This is a genomic window from Burkholderia sp. AU18528 (genome assembly GCF_002223215.2).
GTDB lineage: Bacteria > Pseudomonadota > Gammaproteobacteria > Burkholderiales > Burkholderiaceae > Burkholderia > Burkholderia semiarida.
The window spans coordinates 606,247-630,397 of the sequence record NZ_NKFC02000005.1 but is presented as its reverse complement, the minus strand read 5'-3'; the positions used below and the strand labels follow the sequence as shown (position 1 = coordinate 630,397).

General features: G+C 69.2%; 20 protein-coding genes. 10 read left to right on the top strand and 10 right to left on the bottom strand.

Annotated elements, in window-relative coordinates:
* Window positions 1–134: 134 nt before the first annotated feature.
* The 9 genes from CFB52_RS14530 (at window position 135) to CFB52_RS14490 (ending at window position 12,841) form a co-directional block, all read left to right on the top strand.
* Window positions 135–1,328 carry an MFS transporter gene (locus tag CFB52_RS14530; RefSeq protein ID WP_059575675.1) on the top strand — a complete coding sequence of 398 codons (1,194 nt, stop codon included), beginning with the start codon at window positions 135–137 and terminating at the stop codon, window positions 1,326–1,328.
* Between the two features lie 96 nt (window positions 1,329–1,424).
* The gene (locus tag CFB52_RS14525; protein ID WP_059575676.1) at window positions 1,425–1,979 is read left to right on the top strand and encodes a single-stranded DNA-binding protein; all 555 of its coding nucleotides are present in this window, start codon (window positions 1,425–1,427) and stop codon (window positions 1,977–1,979) included.
* 653 nt (window positions 1,980–2,632) lie between these two features.
* Window positions 2,633–4,258 (top strand): ShlB/FhaC/HecB family hemolysin secretion/activation protein, encoded by a 1,626-nt coding sequence (locus tag CFB52_RS14520; RefSeq protein ID WP_059575679.1) that lies wholly within the window; start codon window positions 2,633–2,635, stop codon window positions 4,256–4,258.
* A 62-nt stretch (window positions 4,259–4,320) separates the two neighbouring features.
* Entirely contained in the window at window positions 4,321–7,857 is a 3,537-nt protein-coding gene (locus tag CFB52_RS14515) for a GLUG motif-containing protein (protein ID WP_059575681.1), read from the top strand.
* A 346-nt stretch (window positions 7,858–8,203) separates the two neighbouring features.
* Entirely contained in the window at window positions 8,204–8,968 is a 765-nt protein-coding gene (locus CFB52_RS14510) for a ParA family protein (RefSeq protein WP_059575683.1), read from the top strand.
* Window positions 8,969–9,470: 502 nt separating this feature from the next.
* On the top strand, window positions 9,471–10,055 hold the full coding sequence (gene phaP / locus CFB52_RS14505) for a TIGR01841 family phasin (RefSeq protein WP_059575684.1): 585 nt from the start codon (window positions 9,471–9,473) through the stop codon (window positions 10,053–10,055).
* A gap of 299 nt (window positions 10,056–10,354) precedes the next feature.
* Window positions 10,355–11,536, top strand: coding sequence for an acetyl-CoA C-acetyltransferase (locus CFB52_RS14500; protein ID WP_060966968.1), 1,182 nt, complete (start codon window positions 10,355–10,357; stop codon window positions 11,534–11,536).
* 219 nt (window positions 11,537–11,755) lie between these two features.
* Window positions 11,756–12,499 (top strand): acetoacetyl-CoA reductase, encoded by a 744-nt coding sequence (phbB, locus tag CFB52_RS14495; RefSeq protein WP_059580714.1) that lies wholly within the window; start codon window positions 11,756–11,758, stop codon window positions 12,497–12,499.
* A gap of 108 nt (window positions 12,500–12,607) precedes the next feature.
* The gene (locus tag CFB52_RS14490; RefSeq protein ID WP_060318007.1) at window positions 12,608–12,841 is read left to right on the top strand and encodes a hypothetical protein; all 234 of its coding nucleotides are present in this window, start codon (window positions 12,608–12,610) and stop codon (window positions 12,839–12,841) included.
* A 58-nt stretch (window positions 12,842–12,899) separates the two neighbouring features.
* Here the strand turns inward: CFB52_RS14490 and CFB52_RS14485 are convergent, their stop codons facing one another.
* From CFB52_RS14485 to CFB52_RS14440, 10 genes are all read right to left on the bottom strand, one after another.
* Window positions 12,900–13,229, bottom strand: a complete 330-nt coding sequence (locus CFB52_RS14485; protein WP_059580721.1) for a hypothetical protein — start codon at window positions 13,227–13,229, stop codon at window positions 12,900–12,902.
* Window positions 13,226–13,729 (bottom strand): hotdog family protein, encoded by a 504-nt coding sequence (locus tag CFB52_RS14480; RefSeq protein WP_059580724.1) that lies wholly within the window; start codon window positions 13,727–13,729, stop codon window positions 13,226–13,228. Before CFB52_RS14480 ends, CFB52_RS14485 begins: the two co-directional genes overlap by 4 nt.
* A complete protein-coding gene (locus CFB52_RS14475; RefSeq protein ID WP_060010923.1) occupies window positions 13,726–14,544 on the bottom strand; it encodes a beta-ketoacyl synthase chain length factor in 819 nt (272 codons plus the stop codon). The genes CFB52_RS14480 and CFB52_RS14475 overlap by 4 nt, the downstream gene beginning before the upstream one ends.
* 8 nt (window positions 14,545–14,552) lie before the next feature.
* Window positions 14,553–15,764, bottom strand: a complete 1,212-nt coding sequence (locus CFB52_RS14470; protein ID WP_099316825.1) for a beta-ketoacyl-[acyl-carrier-protein] synthase family protein — start codon at window positions 15,762–15,764, stop codon at window positions 14,553–14,555.
* 63 nt (window positions 15,765–15,827) lie between these two features.
* Window positions 15,828–16,712, bottom strand: a complete 885-nt coding sequence (locus CFB52_RS14465) for a polysaccharide deacetylase family protein (protein WP_059580731.1) — start codon at window positions 16,710–16,712, stop codon at window positions 15,828–15,830.
* Window positions 16,709–19,177, bottom strand: coding sequence for an MMPL family transporter (locus tag CFB52_RS14460; protein ID WP_099316824.1), 2,469 nt, complete (start codon window positions 19,175–19,177; stop codon window positions 16,709–16,711). Before CFB52_RS14460 ends, CFB52_RS14465 begins: the two co-directional genes overlap by 4 nt.
* Window positions 19,177–19,821 carry an outer membrane lipoprotein carrier protein LolA gene (locus CFB52_RS14455; protein WP_099316823.1) on the bottom strand — a complete coding sequence of 215 codons (645 nt, stop codon included), beginning with the start codon at window positions 19,819–19,821 and terminating at the stop codon, window positions 19,177–19,179. The genes CFB52_RS14460 and CFB52_RS14455 overlap by 1 nt, the downstream gene beginning before the upstream one ends.
* Window positions 19,818–20,792, bottom strand: a complete 975-nt coding sequence (locus CFB52_RS14450; protein WP_099316822.1) for an acyl-CoA synthetase — start codon at window positions 20,790–20,792, stop codon at window positions 19,818–19,820. Before CFB52_RS14450 ends, CFB52_RS14455 begins: the two co-directional genes overlap by 4 nt.
* Window positions 20,789–22,564 carry an acyl-CoA synthetase family protein gene (locus tag CFB52_RS14445; protein ID WP_099316821.1) on the bottom strand — a complete coding sequence of 592 codons (1,776 nt, stop codon included), beginning with the start codon at window positions 22,562–22,564 and terminating at the stop codon, window positions 20,789–20,791. Before CFB52_RS14445 ends, CFB52_RS14450 begins: the two co-directional genes overlap by 4 nt.
* Window positions 22,565–22,623: 59 nt before the next feature.
* The gene (locus CFB52_RS14440) at window positions 22,624–23,277 is read right to left on the bottom strand and encodes a hypothetical protein (RefSeq protein WP_099316820.1); all 654 of its coding nucleotides are present in this window, start codon (window positions 23,275–23,277) and stop codon (window positions 22,624–22,626) included.
* Between the two features lie 546 nt (window positions 23,278–23,823).
* Between CFB52_RS14440 and CFB52_RS14430 the strand changes: the two genes are divergently transcribed.
* Window positions 23,824–24,108 (top strand): phosphopantetheine-binding protein, encoded by a 285-nt coding sequence (locus tag CFB52_RS14430; RefSeq protein ID WP_081066508.1) that lies wholly within the window; start codon window positions 23,824–23,826, stop codon window positions 24,106–24,108.
* The last annotated feature ends 43 nt before the right edge of the window (window positions 24,109–24,151 follow it).

Below are 24,151 nucleotides of genomic sequence, written 5' to 3'. Positions count from 1 at the left end.
CACGGTTCCGGGCGGCCCGCAGGCCATCCGCATCCGGCCCCGACGTGTCGCCCGAAAGGCCGCCAGGCCGCCGGCCCTGATCTTCCGCCGCCCGCTGCCGGGCGGACATTCCGATCATTCGAAATTCATTCCCGATGTCCAATCCGTCTGCCACGTCTTCCCGCATGACTGCGCCCGAACTGCGCGCGACCACGTCGCTCGCGGCGATTTTCGCGTTGCGCATGCTCGGCCTGTTCATGATCATGCCGGTGTTTTCGGTCTACGCGAAAACCATCCCGGGCGGCGACAACGTGCTGCTCGTCGGGATCGCGCTCGGGGCCTACGGCGTCACGCAGTCGCTGTTCTACATCTTCTACGGCTGGGCGTCCGACAAGTTCGGCCGCAAGCCGGTGATCGCCGCGGGTCTCGTGATCTTCGCGCTCGGCAGCTTCGTCGCCGCGTTCGCGCACGACATCACGTGGATCATCGTCGGCCGCGTGATCCAGGGCATGGGCGCCGTGTCGTCGGCGGTGCTCGCGTTCATCGCCGACCTGACCTCCGAGCAGAACCGCACGAAGGCGATGGCGATGGTCGGCGGCTCGATCGGCGTGTCGTTCGCGGTCGCGATCGTCGGCGCGCCGATCGTGTTCCACTGGGTCGGGATGAGCGGGCTGTTCGCGATCGTCGGCGTGCTGTCGATCCTCGCGATCGGCGTCGTGCTGTGGATCGTGCCCGATGCGGCGAAGCCCGTGCACGTGCCCGCGCCGTTCGCCGAGGTGCTGCACAACGTCGAGCTGCTGCGCCTGAACTTCGGCGTGCTGGTGCTGCATGCGACGCAGACGGCGCTGTTCCTCGTCGTGCCGCGCCTGCTGGTCGACGGCGGGCTGCCGGTCGCCGCGCACTGGAAGGTGTACCTGCCGGTGATGGGGCTCGCGTTCGTGATGATGGTGCCGGCGATCATCGTCGCGGAAAAACGGGGCAAGATGAAGCCGGTGCTGCTCGGCGGCATTCTGGCTATCCTGATCGGTCAATTGCTGCTGGGCAGCGCGCCGCATACCATCCTGATTGTGGCGGCGATCCTTTTCGTCTACTTCCTCGGGTTCAACATCCTGGAAGCGTCGCAGCCGTCGCTCGTGTCGAAGCTCGCGCCGGGTTCGCGCAAGGGCGCGGCCACGGGCGTCTACAACACCACGCAGTCGATCGGGCTCGCGCTCGGCGGCATCGTGGGCGGCTGGCTGCTGAAGCACGGCGGCGCGAACACCGTGTTCTACACGTGTTCGGGGCTCGTGGCCGCGTGGCTTATAATCGCGGCCAACATGAAAGCGCCGCCGCGCAAGGCCGGAACCTGATTGTCGGGTAGGCGCCGGCGGCGTTCGCCGGCTCCCCCGGCGGGCTGCTCCGACGGCTGTCGCGGCGGCCCGGCATCGAATTTACTGGAGAAACACATGGCATCCGTCAACAAGGTCATCCTCGTCGGCAACCTCGGCGCCGATCCTGAAGTCCGTTACCTGCCGAGCGGCGACGCGGTTGCGAACATCCGCCTCGCGACGACCGACCGCTACAAGGACAAGGCAAGCGGCGATTTCAAGGAAATGACCGAGTGGCATCGCGTCGCGTTCTTCGGCCGTCTGGCGGAAATCGTCAGCGAATACCTGAAGAAGGGGTCGTCGGTCTATATCGAAGGCCGCATCCGCACGCGCAAGTGGCAGGGCCAGGACGGCCAGGACCGTTACTCGACCGAAATCGTCGCCGAACAGATGCAGATGCTCGGCGGCCGCGGCGGTTCGGGCGGCGGCGGTGGCGGCGGTGACGAAGGCGGTTATGGCGGCGGCTACGGCGGTGGCGGCGGCGGTCGCGGCGAGCAGATGGAGCGTGGCGGTGGCGGCGGCGGTCGTGCCGGCGGCGCGGCGCGCGGCGGGGCAAGTGGCGGCGGCCAGAGCCGTCCGAGCGCGCCGGCAGGCGGCGGCTTCGACGAGATGGACGACGATATTCCGTTCTGAGATCTCGCAACCAAACGCTGTAAAGATCGACCCCGCCTTTTGGCGGGGTTTTTTTTAGCCTTTTTAGCCCATGGCGGATCAAATCTGATTCGATTTTCTGCGACGATTTTTATTTTGCTTCGGGACCCTTCGCCTCGAATGGCGGCGGCAGGTAGCGCTTTCGCGCTGGGCCACGTCTCCGGCTGATCAATTGTCCGGACGGCCTGTACGCGGTCCGCATTCCTTCGCTTTCGCATGCCCGATCGACGCTAGAGGACCTTGTTGCGCCAGTATCGTTAGGACACCGGCTGATTCCGACCGCCGGGGCGGAGATGTCGGTGATGGAATCGGGCGGCGGGAGTCGACAAGAAAGCCGAATGATGTGTAGTTTTTTCGGGGAGTATTAGGAATTTATCGAAGGATTTCGTTTTTCTAAAAATAAATCGTACTTGTATTATTTATCTCGATAGGACTGAAAATTATGATTCGGTAGCGAATGCAAATGGTGGTTTACCGAATTGATAATGGATCGTTACGGCCGAGGTTTCTGGTACTTTCTTGCGACCCGGCATCCAGGCGTCACGCATCATCGAGACGCACGCCCAGCGGCGGCGCGCGCGCCCGTTGCCGGCCTCGGCGGCGGTGTTCCATACGCGCTGGGCTGTTGCGCGGCGATGGGGCTGTTCCTGCCCGGTATCGCGTTTTCGCAGTTGCCGAACGCGGGCCAGTCGATGCGCGAAATCGAATCCGTGCGCCCGGCGCTCCCGGCCGCGTCCGCGCCCGAGTTGAGCATCGAGCGTACGGAGCAGGCCGCACCCGCGCCTGAGGGCGTCGATGCGGGGCCGCGCGTGACGGTCCGCGCGTTCGCGATCGGCGGCAACCGGGTGTTCACGTCGGCGCAGCTCGAGCCGCTCCTCCAGGACCTGACCGGGCGGGAGCTGAGTTTTGGCGAACTGCAGGCGGCGGCGGCTCGCATCACTTCCTACTACCGCGAGCATGGCTACGTGCTCGCGCGCGCCTATCTGCCGCGTCAGGACATCGACGACGGCGTCGTCCGGATCGACGTGCTGGAAGGCCGCTACGATCGGATCGAACTCCATAACCGCTCGCGCGTGCTGGACGGCGTGGTGCGCCAGCCGCTGTCCGCACTGCGTCCGGGCGAGGCGGTGCGCGGTGTCGATCTGGCGCGCAGCCTGCTGCTCGTCGGCGACCTGCCCGGCGTCGACGCCAAGGGCACGTTGCGCTCGGGGCGCACGCAGGGCTCGACCGATCTGGTGATCGACGCCGATCCCGGGCCGATCGCGACGGGAACGCTGGAGGCGGACAACTACGGCAACCTGTCGACGGGGCGCTACCGGCTTACCGGCAGCGTCGCGGTCAACTCGCCGCTGCGCATCGGCGATCGGCTCACGTTGCGCGGCATGGGAAGCGACACGCTGCAGCGCTATTACAGCGCGTCGTACCAGTTGCCCGTCGGGCCGTGGTCGACGCGCGTCGGCGTCGGCTACTCGAATCTGCATTCGAAGGTCGGCGAAGGCTTCGAGGAACTCGATCTTCACAGTCGCGCCAACATCCAGAGCGCATTTGTCGTTCAGCCGCTGCTGCGCGGCCGCGCGTTCAACCTGAACGCGCAACTCCAATACGAGAACAAGAACCTTCACGACGACTATCGCGCGTTCCAGATACAGGACGACAAGAACGTCGGTCTATGGACTTTCACGCTGAGCGGCAACGGCGACGACGCATTGCTCGGCGGCGGCACCACCGCCTTCTCCGTGTCGGCCGGCGCGGGCCGCCTGCGCACGGCCGACGTGCTTGGCGCGCAGGGGTTCGTCAAGACGCGCGGCACCTTCAAGAAACTCGGCGTCAGCGTGATGCGCCTGCAGGCGCTCGGCTCGCGCTTCCAGTTCTACACACAGTTCAGCGGCCAGCTGTCGTCGGGCAATCTCGACGCGTCCGAGCAGTTCAGCCTCGGCGGCCCGTACGGCGTGCGCGCCTACACGCTCGGCTCGGGCAGCGGCGATCAGGGGTGGCAGGCGAGCGCGGAATTGCGGTATGCGGTGGCGCCCGGCTGGCGGGTCAGCACGTTCGTCGACGCCGGCCGGGTCGGCATCAACAAGCATCGCGTGTTCAAGGACACCAACATCATCCGCATGCAGGCCGCGGGGTTCGGCGCGGGCTGGTACGGGAAGGGGCATCAAGTCACGGTGGCGGCCGCCTGGCCGTTCGCCTCAAGCGAAGGGCTGGCGTCGTCCGCCGGCTCGCCGCGAATCTGGTTTCAGGCGACTCAGTATTTCTGAGCGTCTGGACGAGCGCCTGCATGACGCAGGGTTTGGCAGTCAATACAACAAGGAAACCAAAGATGAACAAGGCTTATGCATTGGTCTGGAATCAAGCGAACGGATGCTGGAGCGTGGCGGGCGAGAACGCGCGTCGGCGCGGCAAGGCGGGCGGCCGCCGGGTAATCGCGGCGGCCGTGTCGCTGCTAGGCTTCGCGGCGTCGAGCGCATATGCGCTGCCCACGGGCGCCGAGATCGTGTCGGGCAAGGGGGACTTCGCGACGTCGGCCGACAACAAGACGATGTCGATCAACCAGCATACGGACAAGCTGATCACGAACTGGCAGGACTTCAGCGTCGCCGGCGGCGAGCGCGTGTCGTTCAATCAGCCGACGAGCCAGTCGCTGGCGCTGAACCGGGTGGTCGGTGCGAACGGCAGCAACATCGAAGGCCGCATCGATGCGAACGGCAAGGTGTTCCTGGTGAACCCGAACGGGGTGCTGTTCGGATCGGGCGCGCAAGTGAACGTCGGTGGCCTCGTGGCGTCGACGCGCGACATCTCCGACAAGGATTTCCTGAACGGCAACTTCCGCTTCACCGGTAAGTCGGCAGGCCAGGTGGTGAACCAGGGCACGATCACGGCGGCGGACGGCGGCGGTGTCGCGCTGCTGGGCGCGCAGGTGACGAACAACGGCGTGATCCGGGCGCAGATGGGCACGGTCGCGCTGGGCGCGGGCAATGACGTGAAGGTGAACTTCGACGGCAGCAAGCTGCTGAGCCTCGAGGTGAACGGCGCGGCGGTGGACGCGCTGGTGAGCAACGGCGGCCTGCTGAAGGCCGACGGCGGCCAGGTGCTGATGTCGGCACGGTCGGCGAACAGCCTGCTGGGCACGGTGGTGAACAACAGCGGGACGATCGAGGCGAAGGGGCTGAACAACGTCGCGGGCCGGATCACGCTGGACGGTGGCGACGGCGCGGTGCACGTGGCCGGGACGCTGGACGCGAGCACGCTGGCGGGCGCGGAAGGCCACGGCGCCGTGGTGACGAAGGGTGCCGCGGTGCGCGTGGCGGACACGACGACGGTCGACACGCGCGGGCACGATGGTGTGGCGGGCAAGTGGACGATCGAGTCGGCGAATGCCGGCGTTGGTCGGAGCGCCGCGTCGCGCGCGCTCGTGATCGGCGGCCAGCAGGTCGGCGGTTCGGGCGGTTCGGATGCCGCGATCGGCGCGGATACGCTGGCGCGCAATCTCGGCACGACCAACGTCGAACTCGCTCGCACGACCGGCACGCTGAAGGTGGACGCGCCGGTTACCTGGAGTAGCGACAACGGGCTGACGCTGACGTCGCGTCAAGGCGACGTGGAACTGCACGGGCCGGTGACGGCGACGGGCGACGACGCGGGCGTCACGGTGAACGCGGCGAAGCAGATCCGCGTGAACGACAAGCTGACGCTCGATGGCCGCAACGCGAAGCTGGAGCTGAATCCGGGTAGCGGTCTCGCGGTGAACGGCGACGGCGTCGTCACGCTGTCGGGTGCGAATGCGTCGTACCGTTCGAACGGCGACGCGTATCGCGTGATCAACAGCGTCGATCAACTGCGTTCGATCGACAACGACCTGTCGGGCCGCTACGTGCTCGGCAGCGCAATCGACGGCGGTGGGCGCCAGTTCCGGAGCATCGGCAACGACCGCACGTTCTTCGGCAAGTTCGACGGCCTGGGCAACACGATCAGCAACGTATCGGTGTACGGCACCGGCCCGTTCATCGGCCTGTTCTCGGTGAACGCCGGCTACATCGGCAACCTGAAGCTCGCGTCGGTGAACGTGACGGGCGCGCGATCGTACACGGGCAACGGGCCGGCGATGATCGGCAGCCTGGCGGGCGTGAATACGGACACCGGCGTCATCTCCAACGTGAAGGCGACGAACGTGGTCGTGAACGGCGGGACGTCGCGCATGCAGGTGCTGGGCGGTCTCGTCGGCACGAACCTGGGCGGCGACATCGATCGGTCGTCGGTCACCGGGCGCATTGCAGGCAGCTGGGCCACGTTGTCGATGGGCGGTCTCGTCGGCGAAAACTACACGATCGCGGGCCGTCCGGACAAGCTCGGCACGATCAGCAACAGCTCGGCCGATACGACCATTTCGGGCGGGATCGCGGATCAGAGCTGGTTCTACGGCGGCGTGGGCGGTCTGGCCGGCATCAACCGCGGCGGCGTGATCTCGAATTCGAGCAGCACGGGAAGCATCACGCTGGCGCAGACCAATGCGAAGGTGGGCGGTCTGGTCGGCGTGAACAGCGTGAACGGTGACGTCGGCACGGGTGCGATCCAGAATTCGTCGTCGAGCGTCAACGTTGCCGTCAGCGGCCGTAACAGCAGCATCGGTGGCCTGGTGGGCGACAACGACGTCGGCACGAGCATCGCGAACTCGTCGGCGAGCGGCACCGTCCGCGGCGCCGGTAATTCCGCGATCGGTGGTCTCATCGGCGTGAACCGCGGTTCGCTCTCGAATGTGTCGGCGAGCGGCGCGGTCAACGGCACCGCGTCCGGTTCCACGATCGGCGGCCTCATCGGCCGGCATCTTCTCGGCACGGTCGCCAATGGAACGGCGACGGGCAATGTCTCGGGCGTCGGCTCGGCCGCGATCGGCGGTCTCGTTGGCGTGAACGAAAGCGTCCTCACGAACGGGACGGCAACGGGCGACGTGACCGACAAGTCGGCTGCGCTTATCGGTGGCCTCGTGGGTCAAAACAAGGGGCAAATCACGGTGGGGATCGCCCGCGGCGACGTCACCAGCGGCGGAGCCAGCCATGTCGGTGGTCTGGTCGGCAATAACGACAAGGGCACGATTTCCGGTTCGGATGCGTACGGCCAGGTGACGGGCGGCGCTTTCAGCCTCGCGGGCGGCCTCGTTGGCGTCAACACCGGCGCCATCAGCGGGTCCCAGGCGAAGGGTTACGTGAGCGCTGACATGAAGAGCACCGTAGGCGGCCTCGTCGGCATGAACGGCGGCACCATCGCAAATAGCAAGGCGTCAGGCAAGGTGGTGGCGGGCGCTTCGGCGAGCGTCGGCGGTCTGGTCGGCAAGAACGCGAACGGTGACATTTCGAACAGCAAGGCGATCGGCGTGGTGGAGGGCGGCAACTCCGCTTACGCCGGCGGCCTGGTCGGCCACAACGACGGTCGAGTGTCGAACTCGGAAGCGTCCGGCGCGGTGACTGCCGGCACGAGTAGCGCCGTAGGCGGTCTCGTCGGAATGGGCAATGTGGCGGGTAGCGTTGCGAATAGCAAGGCGACAGGCGACGTGACGGGCGGCGATTATGCGAGCGTCGGCGGTCTGGTCGGCACTAACGGCCAACTCGTGTCGAGCTCGGAATCGTCGGGTACGGTGAGCGGCGGTAGGGGTGCGCGTCTCGGCGGTCTCGTCGGCTATAACGTGGCCACGGTGAAGGGCTCGACGACGAGCAGCCGCATCAACTATGTGTCCGGGTATGACCAGGCTTACGGTGGTCTGGCGGGCTTGAACTACGGACATATCGAGTCGAGCGTGGCAACCGGCGCGGCAGCCGCGGTGCAACAGATCGGTGCTGGCCGTCGCGTCATCGCGTCCCGGTAAGCGCACCGGTCTCGATGCGGGGGGCGGGCTTTTCGCCAGCCACCCGCGAAGCTGACCGTCGCTTGTCGTAGTCACTGAAGGCGGGGCATCGGAGTGATCCGGTGCCTCGCCTTCGTCGTTCATCGGCGCGACTCAATCGGGCCGGCGTGGCCGCGTGCCCGCCCGTCTGTGTGGGTCGTGCAACCATCGGGGACGGCTGGCAGCGGATGCGTCCGCGGCGGGCGCACATCGATGCACGCAGGGGGCTCGGCGATTCGCCGCACGATCCCGATGCACGTCGCGATACGGCAGCCAACCTGTCTCGGGTATGCTGGTGTCTTCCGTTGGCTTCGATCGAGAGGGGACTATGCGGCGTGTCGTGTTCAACCAGAAGGGCGGCGTGGGCAAATCGACGATCGTCTGCAACCTGGCGGCGATCAGCGCGAGCGAAGGGTTGCGCACGCTCGTCATCGATCTCGATGCGCAGGCGAACTCGACGCGCTACCTGCTCGGCGACGCCGCGGCCGATGCGCAACCGGGCGTCGCCGGCTTCTTCGAAACCGCGCTGACCTTCAACTTCCGTCCGATCGACGTCGCGTCGTTCATCCACGCGACCCCGTTCGACGGGCTCGACGTGATGCCCGCGCATCCGGATCTCGACACGCTGCACGGCAAGCTCGAATCGCGCTACAAGATCTACAAGCTGCGCGACGCGCTGAACGAGCTCGACATGTACGACGCCGTATACATCGACACGCCGCCCGCGCTGAATTTCTATACGCGCTCGGCGCTGATCGCGGTCGAGCGCTGCCTGATCCCGTTTGACTGCGACGATTTCTCGCGCCGCGCGCTGTACACGCTGCTCGAGAACGTGAAGGAAATCCAGCAGGACCACAACGCGGCGCTCGAGGTGGAAGGGATTGTCATCAACCAGTTCCAGCCGCGCGCGAGCCTGCCGCAACGGCTGGTCGACGAGCTCGTCGACGAAGGGCTGCCGGTGCTCGCGTCGCGGCTGTCCGCATCGGTGAAGATCCGCGAATCGCATCAGCAGTCGAGGCCGGTGATCCATCTCGAGCCGACGCACAAGCTCGCGCAGGAGTTCCGCGCGCTGCATCGCGAACTGGCCGGCTGATCTCGCGCGCGACCGCACCGACCGAGGCCGCTTCGAGCGGCCTTGTTTTTTTGTCGCGACCGGCAATTCGTCCGATTATTGATTTCGTCATTAATAATCAAGAAAACGATTTCACAAGAAATCCACAAAAAATATGACATAAATGGGTGCTCCATTTTCAATGGTGCCCGGTTTTCTAATAAGCGGAATAATGAATTGGCAAATATTGCGCCACGTCATGATGCGCTGTGCTGCAAAAGGTAAAAAAGCGTCGCCGGCCGGTGAGGGGCACTGTCTTGTCTGAGATTTCGGCGTGCCCGCAGCTTCGGCGGACGGTTCAAAGGGTAATAAGGGTTTACACCTATTATTAATGCCATTTAATTGACAATTAATCGATCTAGAATGACTTCCTTCTACCGCCCGTTCCCAAACAGGTGACGGGTTTCAATAAGGAAGCGGTTGTTTACCCGAGCTTCCATTTTTCTTTACGTCGTCTCTCGCATAGCCAACAGGAGCGTGCCCGATGTCCGTATTTGCCCCCGAAAAACTCACCGCCGATTATCAGTCCGGTATCGCCGCGTGGTTTGCAATCGCCCGTCCGGCGATCCACGGTTTCGAGGCTGTCGTCGAACTCAACCTGCAAGCGGCCCGGACGGCGCTCGAGGACTACGAGGACAAGCTGAAGAACGCGTTCACCGGCAGCAACCCGGCCGCGGGCTTCGCGCAGCAGGTCGCCGCGCCGCAGGAAGCGGCCGGCAAGGTCGCGTCGTACGGCCGCCATCTGTTCGAGATCGCGGTGTCGACGCAGTCCGAATGGGCGAAGGTCGCCCAGGCGCAGTACGAGCAGAACGACAAGCGCCTGAAGGACGTGCTCGGCGAGCTGTCGAAGCATGCGCCGGCCGGCTCGGCGCCGGTGGTGGCCGCGCTGAATTCGGCGCTGTCCGCGGCGAGCGCCGCGGCCGACTCCGTGCGTGAAGCCACGGGGCAGGCGATCGAAGCGGCGAAGAGCGGCTTCGATGTGGTCAGCGAAACGGCCACGCGCGGCGCGAAGCAGACGGCGGCCGCCGCACGCAAGGACGCAGCGGCCGCGCGCGAATCGGCTGCGTGACGGCCCGAACGGGCCCGAACGAGCACGAACGCGCATGAATGCGTGTCGCGCGCAGGCGCGACACGATTGATTGGCGCCGGCGCCGCGTGTGCCACGCGGGGCTGGCGAGCTTCGGCTCGCCGCAAGACGCCCGTGCACGGTTGCCCGTGTCACGGTGCGAACGGATGTCGCCCGCCGTATGGCGTACGGCGGCGTGTGGCCGCGATCGCGCCGGATGGCCCGACACGCGTCATCGCCGTGTACAGCACGCCTCGAGCGGGCGTCAGAACGACACACTGATTTCGATGCAGGAACTGAACATGACGGACGTAGTGATCGTATCGGCCGCGCGGACCGCGGTCGGCAAATTCGGCGGCTCGCTGGCGAAGGTGGCCGCGCCTGAACTGGGCGCGACGGTGATCCGCGCGGTGCTGGAGCGTGCGGGCGTGAAGCCCGAGCAGGTCAGCGAAGTGATCATGGGCCAGGTGCTGACGGCCGGCTCCGGGCAGAACCCGGCGCGGCAGTCGCTGATCAAGGCGGGGTTGCCGAGCGCCGTGCCGGGCATGACGATCAACAAGGTGTGCGGCTCGGGCCTGAAGGCCGTGATGCTGGCGGCGAACGCGATCGTCGCGGGCGACGCGGACATCGTGATCGCGGGCGGCCAGGAGAACATGAGCGCGGCGCCGCACGTGCTGCCGGGCTCGCGCGACGGCTTCCGGATGGGCGACGCGAAGCTGGTCGACACGATGATCGTCGACGGCCTGTGGGACGTGTACAACCAGTACCACATGGGCATCACGGCGGAGAACGTCGCGAAGGAATACGGGATCACGCGCGAGGAGCAGGACGCGTTCGCGGCGCTGTCGCAGAACAAGGCGGAAGCCGCGCAGAAGGCCGGGCGCTTCGACGACGAGATCGTGCCGGTGTCGATCCCGCAACGCAAGGGCGAGCCGCTGCAGTTCGCGACCGACGAGTTCGTGCGTCACGGCGTGACGGCGGAATCGCTGGCCGGGCTGAAGCCGGCGTTCGCGAAGGACGGCTCGGTGACGGCGGCAAACGCGTCGGGGCTGAACGACGGCGCGGCGGCCGTGCTGGTGATGTCGGCGCAGAAGGCGGCGGCGCTGGGCCTGACGCCGCTGGCGCGGATCAAGGCGTACGCGAACGCGGGCGTGGATCCGAGCGTGATGGGCATGGGTCCGGTGCCGGCCTCGCGCCGGTGCTTGGAGCGCGCGGGTTGGACGCCGGGCGACCTGGACCTGATGGAGATCAACGAGGCGTTCGCGGCGCAGGCGCTGGCGGTGCACAAGCAGATGGGCTGGGACACGTCGAAGGTGAACGTGAACGGCGGGGCGATCGCGATCGGCCACCCGATCGGCGCGTCGGGCTGCCGGATCCTGGTGACGCTGCTGCACGAGATGGCCAAGCGCGATGCGAAGCGCGGGCTGGCGTCGCTGTGCATCGGCGGCGGGATGGGCGTCGCGCTCGCGGTCGAGCGTGTCTGAGCAGTGATTGACGGTACGGTTCGCTTGCGGCGCGCGCCAGCGCCGCGGGTGAGCCGCGCGGGTTTCGCGCAAGACGGGAAATCGACAATAAGCGCGAGGTACCGATGCGTGCCGCGCCCGCGACGCGGGGCGGCCGTGCATCGAAGCGGTGGGGCGGCAGCAGGTGCGATGCCGTCGCCCCGCCTTTCATCGATTACTTTTTTGTCGGTAATTCATAGTATGACTAAGCGAATCGCAGTTGTGACAGGTGGGATGGGCGGTCTCGGCGAAGCGGTCAGCATCCGGTTGAACGACGCGGGCCACCGGGTCGTCGTCACGTATTCGCCGAACAACGCCGGCGCGGACCGCTGGCTGACCGAGATGCATGCGGCCGGTCGCACGTTCCTTGCGTACCCGGTGGACGTGGCCGATCACGACTCGTGCCGGGAATGCATCGAGACGATCGTGCGGGACGTCGGCCCGGTCGACATTCTCGTGAACAACGCGGGCATCACGCGCGACATGACGCTGCGCAAGCTCGACAAGGTCAACTGGGACGCGGTGATCCGCACGAACCTCGACTCCGTGTTCAACATGACGAAGCCGGTCTGCGACGGCATGGTCGAGCGCGGCTGGGGCCGCATCGTCAACATCTCGTCGGTGAACGGCTCGAAGGGTTCGGTCGGCCAGACCAACTACGCGGCCGCGAAGGCCGGCATGCACGGCTTCACGAAATCGCTCGCGCTCGAGGTCGCGCGCAAGGGCGTGACGGTGAACACGGTGTCGCCGGGCTACCTCGCGACGAAGATGGTCACCGCGATCCCGCAGGACATCCTCGACGCGAAGATCCTCCCGCAGATTCCGGTGGGTCGGCTCGGCAAGCCCGAGGAAGTCGCGGCGCTGGTGGCGTACCTGTGCTCGGAGGAGGCCGGCTTCGTGACGGGCTCCAACATCGCGATCAACGGCGGTCAGCACATGCACTGACGCGCGGCGGCCCGCACGGCATTCGCGCGCGTGGGGGCAGCGTTGCGCGCCATCCCGTGCCGGAGCGACGGCAGGCGCGCCGCTTCGGCCTCGCATTCCGGAGGACGCATGGGCGACACCTGGATGGGACTCGTGATCGGCGGCACGGCACTGGCCGTCGCGCTGACGATGGCGATTTCGCTCTACCGGCTCGAGCGGCGCCGCGCGCGGCTGTTGCGGAATTTCGATCATCGCGATTGCGGGCTCGCAGCGTACGGCAAGTGCTTCGCGCGCAGGCCGGCCAGGCCGCTGCGCCGCGCACGTTGGCCGTCGCGCCGACGCGTTGCGATCGATGATCGATGAGCGGTCGATCGGCGGTCACGTCCCGCGCGCATGCCGTCCGCGACGCGTGGGCGCGGGATCAGTCGTTCCTTTCGCCCTTCCCGGCCGATTCGCCCGAGTCGTTCTTGTGGAAGATCCGCTTCGTCGTGCGCTTGGTGGCTTCCCAGCCTTCGCGCGACGCATGGGCGACGCCGTGCCCGACCGCCTTCGCGGCGCTCGCGGTCGCGTGGCCGAAGCTGCGCGCCGCTTCGCCGGTCTTGTGCGCGGCTTCCTTCGAATCGCGCTTGATGTCCTGCTTCACTTCCGACAGGTCCGCGTGGGCGAGCGGGCTGAGCAGCGCCAGAACGAGCGCGGCGCCAATGAACTGACGAACTTTCACGACCGGGTTCCTTGAGGTGGGCCTCGTCATCGAGGTTTCGGGTTGCCGGCAGGCGCCGGTTGAAACGCGCCGGCGGCCGATGCGTCGAGCATCACCGCCGCGCGGCCGGACAGCAGCACGCGCTCGCCGCAGCGCAGCGCGAAGCCGTATAGCACCGAGCGGCCGTCGCCGCTCACGCGTTGCGCGTCCACGGTGAGCGGCTGCGCGAAGATGTCGAGCCGGTCGACGAACGCGTCGACGTTGCGCACGCTCGCGAGATAGCCGGCGCGCGGGCGTGCATCGTGCGCACCGAGCAGCGCGCCGTGCACGGCCATCGCCTGCGCCGCGTATTCGATGCCGCAGACCGACGCGAGCCGCCCGTACGCGCGCAGCGGGTTGCGCGGATCGCGGTGGCTCGTCGCGGTGCAGCGGATGCGTTCGGCATCCCACGCATCGACCGAATCGAGCACGCACATCGCGCCGGCGTGCGGAATGTGCGCGGCAATCCACGCGTGGTCGAGCGGCGGGGCCGGTGCGGCGTTTGCGTTCATCGCGCGCGCTCCGCGAAGGTCCCGGGCATCGCGACGTCGACCTGCACGCGCGTATCGTCCAGATAGTCGAGCACGACGCGCGTCGTACGTTGCGTGGCGAGCGCCTCGAGCAGCGGCAGCACGCGTGCGGCCGGATTGCCGGTGCGCAGTGCGTCGAGCCCGGCGTGCGCGAGCGCGGTCGCGGGTGCGTCGGTGAGTTGGACGTCGATACGGGCGAGCGCGCGCTCGCTGGCTTCCGGCGCCAACACGAGCGCGACGCCGAACGCGTCGCCGATCGGCCGCACCGCGCGCAGCGGTTCCGGATAGTCGGTGTCGTACGCGATCAGCAGGCTCGGCACGCGATCGACGACGATCTGGCACAGGCTTTCGAGCAGGCCGGCGGCAAAGCTGCCGTCGTGCGCGCACAGCACGTTCGACGTCGCCATCGCGCGGGTCGCGATGCTCCAGTAGCCGGCCGGCGCGTTGTGCACCGAGTTGTGGAAGCGGGTCGGCGACAACTGGCGATCGTCGCCGGCCAGCGTTTCGCAGATCGCGTGGCAGTTCTGGCCGTCGCCGCCGGATGCGCTGAACACGGTCGCGAGCGTCGCGGCGTCGCGGCCGCTCGCGGCCACCGCTTCGTGGCCGACCGCGAGCGCGGCGCGCACGACGGGGCCCGTGCGACGCCGCTCGGCCGACGGCAGGCCGGCGGGCGGCGGCAACTCGGTGCGGGCAGGCACGTAGGGCGCGCGGCCCGCGAGCACGTCGGCCGCGTGCGGCCAGCCGTTCAATCCCGGGCCGACGAGGCCGATGCTTTCGATGAAGGCGGTGAGCGTCATGGCGGGCCTCAACGGCGGTCGTGATCGGTGCGGCCGAGGATCAGGCTGCAGTTCGTGCCGCCGAAGCCGAACGAATTGGAGAGGACGGCGCGCACGCGCGTGTCGCGGCTCGCGAGCACGTAATCGGCGACGAGCGCCGGGTCGGGCTGCGTCGTGTTGACGCCGGCCGGCACGAATTGCTCGCGCAGCGCGAGCGCGGCGACGATCGCTTCCAGCGCGCCGGCCGCGCCGAGCGTGTGGCCGGTCGCGCCCTTCGTCGAGCTGCACGGCGTGCGCGCGAACAGCGCGCCGACCGCGCGGCTTTCCGCTGCGTCGTTGCTCGGCGTCGCGGTGCCGTGCACGTTAACGTAATCGATATCGTGTGCGCCGAGGCCGGCGGACGCGAGCGCCTGTTCGATCGCGGCGCGCGCGCCGAGCCCTTCCGGATGCGGCGACGACATATGGTGCGCGTCGCTCGATTCGCCGATGCCGAGCAGCAGGATCGCGTCGCCGTCGAGCGCGGCAGGCGGGGCCGGGGCGCGTTCGACGAGCGCGAACGCGGCGGCCTCGCCGATCGAGATGCCGTCGCGCGCGACGTCGAACGGCCGGCACGGCTGGCTCGACAGCAGTTCCAGCGAATTGAAGCCGTACAGCGTGGTCAGGCACAGCGAATCGACGCCGCCGACGACGGCCGCGTCGATCAGCCCGGCCTCGATCATGCGGCGCGCGGAGCCGAACACCTTCGCGCCCGACGAGCACGCGGACGAGATCGCCATTGCCGGCCCGCGCAGCGCGAAATACGCGCGCACGAACGCGGCCGGCGAATACGGGTTGTGCGTGTGCGCATAGCGGAAGTCGGCCGGCAGCGCGCCGCTCGTCGGGTTACGGCGCCGGTACGCGCGTTCGGTTTCGAGGATGCCGGCCGTGCTCGTGCCGACGAACACGCCCACGCGTGCGGCGCCGTAGCGCGCGACCGCCGCCGCGACGCGCGCATCGAAGCCGTCCTGCGTCAGGCCGAGTTGCGCGAGGCGGTTGTTGCGGCACTCGAAGTCGGCGAGATCGGCGCGTACGGGCCGCGCATCGACGCCGTCCACCGCGCCGATCCACGTGTCGAGATCCGCACGCTCGAAGTTGCACGGCACGAGCCCGCCGCGGGCGTGGCGCAGTGCATCGAGGGTCGCGTCGAGGCCGCGGCCGATGCAGCTGGTGGCGGTGAAGTGCGAGAGCAGGAGAGGGTTCACGAGAGTCGCATCCGGTGGCCGGAACGGGCGCTGCCGCAGGGCTGGCACGCGCGCCGTTCGAGGTCAGATCTTATCAAACGGGGGTGCCGGAACGCCCGGCTGGCCGGGCGGTTCGGGCGCGAGCGCCGCGCGCAAGGTGGTCCAGTGCAGTTGCGCGTTGGCGGCTGCGCGCAGCACCGCGGGCAGCACGTCGAGCACGACCGGTTCGCCGCGCGCATCGCGTGCCGCGTGGCCGTCGTGCACGAGCAGGATGTCGCGCGCATCGAGCCCGTGCAGCAGGCGGCGCGTGACGGTCGCGGCGTCGCGCGCACGCGTGTCGAAGCCGCGCCGCGTCCAGCTCGCGAGTTGCAGGCCGAATTCGCACAGCACGGGTTCGAGAAACGGATTGCGCAGGCCGGCCGGCGCGCGAAAGAACAGCGGGCGCGTGCCGGCGACGTCGGTCAGCGTCTGCTGCGCGGCGGCGATTTCGCGCCGCAGCGCAGCCGGCCCCGACAGCGAGAACGTATGGCGGTGCCGCTGGCTGTGGTTCTCCACCGCATGGCCGCGCGCGACGATCGCCTCGATCCACCGCGGATGACGGCGTGCGAGATCGCCGATGCAGAAGAACGTCGCGCGCGCGTCGTAACGGTCGAGCAGGTCGAGCACGCGCGGCGTGACGTCCGGGTCCGGGCCGTCGTCGATCGTCAGCGCGATGCGGCGGCCCGCGCCGGCCGGCAGGCGCGTCCAGTTCGGACCGAGCAGCGTGCTGCGCGGCCACAGGCCGGCCGCGGTCAGCGCGAGATGCGACGCGACCACGCCGCCGACGGCCCACGGCCACGCGGCCGGTTGCGCGATCATGGCGGCGGCCGCGCCCGCGTGCAGCGCGGCGGCGCCCGCGATCAGCGGCGTCGGCTTCCAACGGCGTGCGTCGCCGGTATCGCGCGGGGGGATAAAAGGCGGCACGTTCATGCGCGGCCTCCTTGCTGGTGATTGCCGACCGCCGCCGCGGCGCGCGGCGCGAGAATCGCCGCGAACGCGAGCGCGAGTATCGCGCCGGGGCCGACGGTCAGCCCGAACGTTTCGAGCAGCGGCACGCGCGACAGCGCGAGCAGCCCGAAGCCGGCGACCGTCGCGAGGTTCGCGATCAGCAGCGACACCAGCGTGTACGGCGTGACGGGCTGCGCGTCGCCGCGCCGGCAGAAGAACAGCGCGTAGTTCGAGCCGACCGCGACGATCAGCAGCATCCCGACGAGGTGCAGGATCGTCAGTTGCACGCCGGCGAGCGCGAAACCGGCCGTCACGACCAGCACGGCCGCGACGAGCGGGGCGAGCGCGCGCGCGGCGAGCCGGGGCGAGCGCAGCGCGATCAGCAGCAGCACGGCGATCGCGGCGAATCCCGCGAGCGACAGCCGGATGTCTTCGTGCACGTAGCTCACGTACAGCCGATCGGCTTCGGCCTTCATGTCGACGAACAGCGCATCGGGCACGCCCGCGCGCGCGACGGCGGCGCGAATCCGCGCGGCGTCGACGCTCGGCGCCGGCTGCGCGGTGCGCGCGGCGTCCGGCGCACGCAGCGGCAGCATCGCGCTCCAGCGGCCGTCGCGTTCGGTCAGCAGCGCGTCGACGGCGAGCGCCATCGACGTGCCGCGCAGGTCCGCGCGCGCCAGCAGCGGCGCGCGACGCGCGGCGTCGACGTCGGCGACGAACGGCGCGAACAGGTCGGGTTTCACCGAGATCGGCTGGTTCGCGACGGCAACGCGCATCCGTTCGGCGAGTACGTTCGCATCCGGCAGGCTCGCCTGGCGTGCGCGCTGCGCGGCGTCGCTCGGCAGGTAGCGTGCGGGGTTGTCGAAACCGCCGAGCGTGCCGCGGTCGACGAGCGGCTGCAATTGTGCGGCCACTTTTTCCGCGCGTTCGAGTGCGGCCTGTTCGGTCGGCGCGGCAATCACGACGAGGTAGCGCACGTCGGGCGCGCCGACGTCGGCGCGCAGCCGTGCGTCGAGCGCCTGCGCCTGTGCCGGCACGGGGCTGAGCGCGGCGAGCTCGCGGCTCCACAGGCCGTCGCGATGCAGCGCGAGCGTCGCGCACGCGGCAACCACGAGTACCGCGAGTGGCCAGCGCAGCCGCGGCGCGGCGTCGGCCGCGCGCGCGAGCATGGCGCCGACGCGCGATACGTCGCGAATCGCGACATGCTCGCCGCGCAGGTGCGGCAGCACGAAGCGCGTGACGAGCGCGGCGGCCGTCAGCCCGACGATCGAATAGAGCCCGAGTTGCACGAGGCCCGGGAATCCGGAGAACAGCATCGACGCGAACCCGCACACCGACGTCAGCACGCCGAGCCGGATCGTCGGCCAGTACGCGGCGACCCACGCGCGCGTCGCGTTGGCCGGGTGCGCGGCGCCGCGCGTGCCGACCGATGCCGATTGCACGAACAGGTAGATCGAATAGTCGACGGCTTCGCCGATCAGCGTCGTGCCGAACCCGAGCGTCAGCCCGTGGACCGTGCCGAACGCGGCGCTGACCGCCGCGACTCCGGCCGCGACGCCCGTCAGCACCGGCAGCAAGCCGAGCGCGAGCGTGCGCGGCGAACGGTAGAGCGTGAGCAGCAGCGCGACGATCAGCACGACGCTCGCCGTCGACAGCCGCTCGACGTCGTGCCGGATCGTGTCGCGCGTGTCGACCGAGAACACGCCGGGGCCCGTCATCGCGAGCGTCGCCGCGTTCGCGTTCGGCACGGCCCGCGTCGCGGCCGCAAACGCGCGGCGCACGGCGTCGATCGCGCGGGCCTGCGCGTCGGTATCGGAGCCGGCGGCGGCCGTCTGCACGACCAGCACCGCGCGCGTGCCGTCGCGCGACGCCCACACGCCGTCGCGGCTCGCGGGCTCGGCCGCGCCGTCGAGGCCGTCGACGAGCGCGGCGACTTCGCCGGTCGGATCGCGCGGCAGCATCGCCTTCGCGACGAGGCCGGCCGACGAACTCAGCAGGTCGAGGCTGTCGCCGAGCGCCTGGTGCAGGCCGTCGGCGCTGAAGCGCCGCGGCGTGACGGCCGGGCTCAGCAGATAGCGGTGATCGAAGATGAACTGCCGGTCGCGCGCGTCGTTCGCGGCTTCGCCGTTGTGAACGGCCGCGAACCGCGGATCGGCGCGCAGCGTGCCGGCGACGCGCCGCGACAGCGCGGCGCGCGTGGCCGCATCGCCGCCGTCGATCGCGACGAGGATCAGGCGCGACACGATGCCGTCGCGCAACTGGTCGACGAGCACGCGCTGCCCGGCGCTCGGCGCGTTCGGCAGGAACGCGGACAGGTCGGCCGTGAAGTGCGCGCGCCCGATCGCGACGCCGCACGCGACGAGCGCGAGCAGCCACACGAGCACCGCGCGCTGCCGCCATGCGGGCACGCGGGGGGCGACGGGGGAGGGGCGCATGCGATCGTCCATCAGTTCGCGTTCGCCGCGGCGGGTTGCAGGCGCATCACCGAACGATCGCCGTCGGCCTGCCGGATCGTGACGCTGCGCAACGTGTCGCGCGTGCCGTCGAGCGTGATCGTGCTGACGACCTTCAGCATCCGCGAGTCGAGCGGCGTGAGCGTCATCGTCCAGTCGTCGCCGCGCCCGGACAGCGCGACCTTGTACACCCGTTCGAGCGCGAAGCGGTTGCCGGCGAGCGTCGCGCGGATGCTGTCGATGAACGCGCCGAGCTCCGGATAGCGCGCGAGCGCGAGCGTGTACTTGCGGTCGTTGCGCTCGACGGTGAGCATGTCGCCGTCGACGACGAGGTGCTCGGGCTTCGGGCTCAGCGTGTGCTTTTCCAGATGATCGGGCGCGACGAACACCAGTTCACCCGACGATTCGACCGGCTGCGTGGCGATCGACAGGTGCTTCGTCTCGGTGAAGGTCGCGCGGCCCGACTTGTGCTGCGCGAGCGTCGACATCAGCCGGTCGAGAGTCCAGGCCGAACCGGTATCGGACGCGTGCGCAGGCACGGCCAGCGCGATCGCGGCGGTGCTGGCGGCGAGCACGCGCGCGGTGCACGCGGCCACGGGCAACGAGAACGGGAACAGGCGGCGGCGAGCGGCGGTCATGCGTCGGAATCCCTCGTGGCGGGCAGGTCGACGCCGGCGCGCACCGGCTCGCGGCGCGCGGGCGCGGCGTCGCCTTGCCAGAAATCGAAATAGTTGAACCAGTTGTACGGCGCCGCGCGGCAGTACCTGTCGAGCAGCGCGACGTAGCGCGCGAGCGCCGCGTCGACCGCCGCCGCGCGCGTATCGCGCCGCACGTCGGAAAAATCGGCGAGCGTCTCGAAGTGCACGTCGTAGCGGTTGCCATCGCGATAGAGGCCCGTCATGAAGATCACCGGGCGCTTGAGCATCGCGGCCATGTAAAGCGGGCCGAGCGGGAACGCGGCCGGCGCGCCGAGCAGCGGCAGGCGCCGCAGCGACGCGGCCGCGTCGTCGAGCAGCGTGCGGTCGGCGAGCATGCCGACCATGCAGTTCGCGTCGAGGCGCTCGCGCACCTTCAGCATCGAGTCGACCTGCCCGAGCGGAATCACTTCCGGCTGCGCGGCCGGGTTCACCGCCGCGAGCGTCGCGTTGATCTTGCGCGCGTTCTGCTCGTACATCGTGACCACCACGCGCAGGTCCGGGCGCGTGCGGCCGATCGCGCGCACGACCTCGAAGCTGCCGAGGTGCGCGCCCATCAGGAACGCGCCCCGTCCGCCCGCGAGCGCAGCGTCGACGAGCGTTTCGCCGTGCAGCCGGATGTCGAACAGGTCGAAGCGCCCGTTCATCAGGTACACGCGATCGTGGATCGTCGCCGCGAACGTGAACACGTGCCGGTACACGTCGCGCCAGCGCACGGGGCGGCCGAGCACGCGACGCAGGTAGTCGCGCGACGCCGCGCACGCGGCCGGCGAGAACAGCACGAAATACGTCGCGATCAGGTGCAGCACGATGCGCGCGCGCCGCCGGCCGAAGCGCAGCGAGATCCACGTCATCGCGCGCAGCAAGCCCGCGTTGCTGCGCTCCTGACGCTCGGCCCACGCGGTGCGCTTCATGGCTGCGCGCCATCCCGCGCGGCCGTTGGCGCGGACAGCACGCCGGTCGCGACCTCGCGCGACCCGGCGCGCACCGTGAAGCGGATCGCGCCGCCGGCCGCGGCGTCGTACGCGAGATCGAGCGGTTCGCCGGGCGCGACCGGGCTCAGGAATTTCGCGGCGCCGAGCCGCCACGCGTGCAGCGGACGGTTCAGCGCCGCGCCGATCGCATGGATCGCGTGATCGAGCAGCACGACGCCCGGCACGACCGGATGGCCGGGAAAGTGGCCGGGCAGTGCGGGATGGTCGGCGGCAATCGTGAACGCGAGCGAGGGCGACGGCGTGCCGGCCGGGTCGCCCTCGGCCGGCGTACCCACCGTCGTGGCCGTCGCGGCCGCGGCGCGCGCATGGTGCGCGACGAGCGCGGCCAGCACGTCGCGCGGCAGCTTGCCCGTTTCGTTGCGCGGCAGCGCATCGACGAACACGAGCGGGCGCGGCATGAACGCGGGGTCGATTCGCTCGCGCAGCGCGCGTTGCAGATCGGCGGCCGCGAGCGTCGGCGCGACGACCAGCGCGACGAGCCGCGTGACCGGTTCGAGCGCCGTGTCGCCACGCGCGGGCGCGGCTTCGTCGGGCATGAAGAACACGCCGTCGACCACTTGGGGGATCGCGTTGAGCTGATGATTTAGATATGCGAGCGACGTGCGCTTGCCGGCGATGTTGACGAGGTCGGCCTTGCGGCCGTGCAGCAGGAACCGGCCGTCGCCGAGCAGCTCGAGCGCATCGCCCATCGGCACGGGCGCCTCGACGTGTCCGCCCGATACCCAGACCGTCGGCCCGCTGTCGTCGCCGGCCGAATCGTCGCGTGCGTCGCGCGCGTCGAGCCGGATACCCGGGAACGGGTCCCACGCCGCGCCTTGCGACGTGCGACGGGTCGCGATCTGGCCGGTCTCGGTGCTGCCGTAGATCTCGACGAGCGGCGCGTCGAGCGCGGCCTCGGCTTCGCACGCGAGCTTTTCCGACAGCGGCGCGGTGGCCGACAGCACCAGCGCCGCGCGCGGCAGCGCATGGCCGGCCGACAGCAGCGCACGCAGGTGGATCGGCGACGTGACGAGCACGCGCGGCTGCGGGATCGCGTCGAGCTCGTCGCGAATGTCGCCCGGGTAGAACGGCTGGCGATTGCTGAACGCGAGGCCGCCGATCAGCGCGAGCAGCACCGTCGACTCGAAGCCGTACATGTGCTGCGCGGGCACCGTGCCGATCAGCGTGGCCGCGGGGCCGTCGAGCAGCCCGAGGCGCTCGGCCGCCGCGCGCACGCAGCCGACCAGGAAGCCCCAGGTCTTGCGGTGCGGCACCGGCGCGCCGGTCGAGCCGGACGTGAACACGTAGGCCATGATCCGCGCCGCGTCGATCTGCGGCACGGCGAACGGCGCATCGCCCGTGCATTCGCCGGGCGCGGCGTCGGGATACGCGAAGCGCGGCAGGTCGATCGCGCAGTCGGGCGCATCGTGCAGGCAGAACGCGTCGGGCGCGAACGACGCGAGCTGGCGGACCATTTCGGGCGTATGCGTCGACGGCAGCAGGCTGATCCTGCCGGCGACGAGCGCCGCGCACAGGCTGACCGCGAAGCGATAGCGGTCGCGGCACACGTTGAACACGTGGCCGCCGGCGGGCAGCGCGGCGGCCACGCGCGCGACGTCGGCGACGAAGGCGCGCACGGTGACGGGCGAGCCGTCGCGCCAGGCGATCGTCTGGTCGGGCGAGGCATGGAATACCAGCGGGTGAGTCGGCATAAATCGGTCAAGACGGGAACGAAGGCCGGCGCGGCCGTGAAGCCGCGCCGGTCATGAATTCATCGCGAGGCCTGCGACGCGTGGGTCGACGCGCGATACGCGCGCACCGCGTCGATCATCCGCGGCCGTGGCTCGTGCGGCAGCGCGAAACGCCGGCATGCATGCTCGGCGGCGAACATCACGGCGACGAGCGGCAGCGACAGGTAGTTCGCGAACGTCGACCACGTGACGATCGGCGCGGTCGCGAACAGCAGCGTCGACACGGCGGCGGTCGCGACGAAGAACAGCATCCACGCGAGCGTGATCCGCCGCGTGTAGCGCGCGACGGCCGGCGTGACGGCGCCGTGGATCATCGCCGCGAAGCGCGTGCACAGCGGCACCTGGCCGGCCATGAGCGTGCGGCCGAACAGCAGCGCCATCGCCACGTTGAAGCTCGCGTGTTCCAGATACAGGCCCCATTCGAAGTGCCGCGCGAGCGGCGCGCGCGCGGCCCACAGCGCGGCGGCGGCCAGCAGCCATGCCGGCACGAGCCATGCGCGCCGCGGCGAGCGCAGCGCCGTGCCCAGCGCGAGCAGCAGCGGCGGCACGAGCGCCATCGCGAGGCCGAAGCCGTGCGCGCCGGGTGTCGCGCTCGCGTAGTGCGCGCCCACCTGGTAGGCGGCCACGGCGCCGGCCGCCGCAATGCCGCGCACGACGGGCAGCAGCCGCCTCATCGGCGGCCTCCGCGCGCGCCGGGTGTGCACCGGCCGGCGGCCGGATGGCGGCGGCGGACGGGCGGGCGAACCGGAACGGGGCACAAGAGCGGACGCGGCATGACTGGAGACATCGGGTGGATCGTCGGCGGACGCGCGGTCGGGCCGTCAAACATCATATGAATGGCGGCTCGGACGCGGGTCCGGGCCGGTGGTCGGGCACGCTCATTTTAGGGCCGCGGCAGCGCCGGTTCGGGGCGGCCGCGACCGGCTTTTGTAACCGATTGTATGGCGCGGGACGAATGGTTTCGCGGGGTCGGTGCATTTCCATCCAAAGCGGCTCAAGCGTCTCGTGCATTCGCGGCCGAAACGGGCCGCGGCGGCGGCTCGCCAGTCTTGTAACCATTCGCGGTATACGCCCCGATACCCTTCGTCTAGAATCCGCGTAACTTTTACAAACGATCCCCAAACGACGCAGGCGGGGAAGCCGGCAGAGGCCGGAGGGACGGAGATTCGCACGCGCCGGGCGTGCACGATGGTTGCCGTTTCCGGGCGCCTCCCGCTGCCATGGGCCGCCTGCACGCACGCATGATGAACGCACTGGAACAAGAGCTCGCCACGCTGATCATCGGCGAACTGAATCTCGAAGACGTCTCGCTCGATACAGTGACGGCCGACACGCCGCTGTATGGCGAAGGTTTCGGGCTCGACTCCATCGACATTCTGGAAATCGCGCTGCTGATTTCGAAGCAATACGGCTTCGAGCTGCGCTCGGACAATCCGGACAACCAAAAGATCTTTGCGACGCTCGGCGCGCTGGCGGCGTACGTCGCCGCGCATCGCACGAAGTGACGGTGTCGCGCAGCGGCGTAGCGCAGCGCGCGGCGCAACGATG